This is a genomic window from uncultured Oribacterium sp. (assembly GCF_902481605.1).
Lineage (GTDB): Bacteria > Bacillota > Clostridia > Lachnospirales > Lachnospiraceae > Oribacterium > Oribacterium sinus.
This window is the reverse complement of the sequence record NZ_CABSXI010000116.1, coordinates 1-3,041: the sequence shown is the minus strand read 5'-3', so window position 1 is coordinate 3,041 and position 3,041 is coordinate 1. Positions and strand designations below refer to the sequence as shown.

Genomic DNA, 3,041 nt, shown 5'->3' with positions numbered 1-3,041 from the left:
CATTTACTTTCTTTTCCACTTCCCTCTCCGGGAGAATTTTATAAAGATCCGGGCTAGGATTGTTGATAACTCCAGCTCCTCCTCCTCTTAAGGCAATACCTGTTACATTTACCTTTTTCTCCCGAAGCACTTTCATGTGATCTCTTGCGGGAAAATCCCAATCTTCAAATGAAACATGCAAAGTTACAATCTTATTATCAAGTGGTTTTGTCACTGCAGCACTTCTAAATCCTGAATATCCGGAGGTTACCGGAGCAGAATCTGTTCCTCTTATATCTTCTGTAGAGCCTTCTGTAGAGTCCTCTGTAGACTCCCCCTTTCGCTCAGCAAGTTCCTCTGAGTCTTCCGCTTCAGTAGTCGGTACTTCTTCCTCTATGGACGCAGTTTTCCCTTCCACAGCAGTCTCTTCCGGAAAATCGTCTAATCCTTCTACAGCACTTGCTGTTTCAAAGCTATTATTTTCAGAGCTTGTTTCTACCTCCGGTACGTAAGAATCCTTCGTATCTATACTATCCGCATAGCTTGCAGGGGCAAAAAGCCCTGTGCAAAGTACTGCACTCAGTCCTAAAGCCAGCATGTTTTTTCTTCTCATCTTGTTTATCCTTTTTCCCTGTTATTTTCCAATGTATTCTTACACTATATTTTTCTCTTTAGGAGAATCTTTTACTTCTTTCTATAACAAACTATAAAGCTCTATCACAATCTATAATGATTCTGTTTCCATACTTATTTTCATACGTATTTTCATACGTACTTTTATACTTATTTTTATATTTATTTCTATACATATCTCTATACCTATCGTTGCACTTATTTATACGCTTATTTCTTTATATAGTTTCAGGGAAAGGTTAAAATTTCATGGTAGTAGCCTTTCCCTGATGGGAGAAAGACACATTTTCCAACAAGACGCTTTTAAAGCAAATGCTTACTCATCCTGCTATGTCTTCTCCCTGATTGGTGCCTTAAGCTTTACTACGCCTGAACGAAGAGCTTTGCCCTTTCGATTCTAAGCTTCGTATTCTTTCTTATTGCACCCCATATTCAATTTTTCGTTTGGCTTAGTTAGCTGTGCTGTTGATGAAGGTAGTTACCTTCTGGCCTACTAACTCAAGAATGTTCTTTCCTACTGTCTTAAATGCACTTGCTAAGAATACAGCTACTGCAATAAGAATCAGCATAGAGATGAAGTTTGTGTCTCCGTTCTCCTCATGGAAGAAACGATCTAAAGCCTTCTCTCCGCGAATTTTTGTTGCTAAAATCATGTCATCAAGTCTGGTCATAAAGACTCCTTTCTCTCAGCGAGACACCAATTCGGTGCTCTTGTGTGATAGTGTTTGATATTTATTTAAAAGTAACCTAAGGCTACTACCATGAACGACTTAGTGCTTAAAGCAAGAGGAACTGGAACTCTTCGTTCCCCAGACGAATGCTTGCCTTGTCCTGTAAGGGGAGCTCCACATTGCTTACGCATTGCTGTCCGTTTAGGAAGCTATGGTTTGTGGAATTGTTATCCTGCAGAAAATACTGTCCGTTTCTGCTGATAATGTTGGCATGGCTTCGGCTGATGGCCTCATTGTCATGAATCACATAATCCACAAATTTTTCTTCTTTCCCCAAACGGAAAATGTTGCCTGTAATAGGAATCCTCTCTCCGTTCTTAATCCGGAGTAGATAGGGCTGTTTCGGCGTGTCCGGTGCCTTGGTATAGTTTAATACCGAGGTTTCCTCTCCTCGAAAGCCACTATGCAAAACCGTGGTGTCTCCGAAATTTCTTCCTCCATTTCCCGTAGCTTCTTGCTGATTAGAAAACAGGGGGCTTGGCTTGGCCGGCTGTAAGGTTCCCTTCGCTACCGAAGGATTGCTCTTCGGGATATTCATCCCGGAGCCGACCGAAGGATTGCTCTTCGGGATATTCATTCCGGATCCGACCGGAGCACTGACTTTGGGATTTCCTGCGGAATTACTCTGGCTATTTACCGGGGCATTGGGCAAGCTTTTTATCCCGGGCAGTTCCTCCCCCGGCTTGTCTTTTCCGGACTCCTTTCCGGGAACCTGGAAGGAAAATCCTCCGGAAGACGGTTTTTTCGCCTTCGGAGCAGCAGAGGCGGTCTTTGCCTTTCCTCCGGGAAGATTGAGGGAGGCAGCGGACTTTTTCTTTCCGCCCTTCTTTGCCAGTTCAATCTTCTTTAAAGCCTCTTTTCTTGCCTTCAGCTGTTTCTGCTGTGCCATATATTCCTTGGCTCTGTTGTTGTTGTAATGCTGTAAGAGGTAGAAAAGAGAGATTCTTTCTTCCTTGGGAATATCATCCGGTACAGGAATATCCGGAATGGCTTCCTCCACAGCATTTTCCTGCTTAAGAGCTCCTGCAGGAGAGAGGGAGGATTGCTCGAAAAAGCTTGCCGCCATACCCGCTACGGAAGAATTGGCAACGGCATTTCCGATTTCGGCTACGCCCTGCTGCAGGCTTTCCTTCGCTGCCGGAGCAAGGGGTGTTCTATCCTTCTTCCCTTCCCTTTCCATCTCTGTCAACAGGTTCAAGAAATCCAGTGAAGAAAATACCGGAATGCTGTTTAAGTAATTCAGGATTCTGGTGACATAGCTTCCCTCCTCCGGATTCTCAAACTGTGCCTGGAACATCACGGATTTCAGGAATTCTCTCTGATCCTTCTGCTCTTTTTCATTTTCCACCGGAAGGCAGATGCACTCCGTCTCCCCGGTGGATACGTCGGTATAAATCTGGTTCAGATCCAAAAGGATGCAGGCCGGATCCAGCATATATTCCTCTGCGGATACCATGGCTTCCGTGATTCCCTTGAAAATTCCCATAAAGCTTTGCTTAGTTACCGGCCGGGCAAAGAACTGGTTTGCCGTAATCTTTCCGGTAATGGTGTAACGGATAAAACGCTGTGTATCCATCTGCATATAGTTGGTAGAGGCCAGTCCCTTGGCCTTGTTGCTGGTAAGCATATTCAGACTGATATTGTCCAGCACATCCTCTTCCTTGAGCTGATAAACCAGAAAACTGCTGGCTCCTTGGT

The 3,041-nt window shown here is 44.3% G+C and carries 2 protein-coding genes and 1 pseudogene; all 3 read right to left on the bottom strand.

What is annotated here, in order from left to right; all coding sequences use genetic code 11:
• Window positions 1–592 (bottom strand): annotated as a pseudogene (locus RDQ32_RS11000) (hypothetical protein); the annotation flags it as partial.
• Between the two features lie 469 nt (window positions 593–1,061).
• Window positions 1,062–1,283, bottom strand: a complete 222-nt coding sequence (locus tag RDQ32_RS10995) for a hypothetical protein (RefSeq protein WP_007158123.1) — start codon at window positions 1,281–1,283, stop codon at window positions 1,062–1,064.
• 106 nt (window positions 1,284–1,389) lie between these two features.
• On the bottom strand, window positions 1,390–3,041 hold a 1,652-nt coding region (locus RDQ32_RS10990; RefSeq protein WP_308580528.1), incomplete at its 5' end, for a DUF6382 domain-containing protein.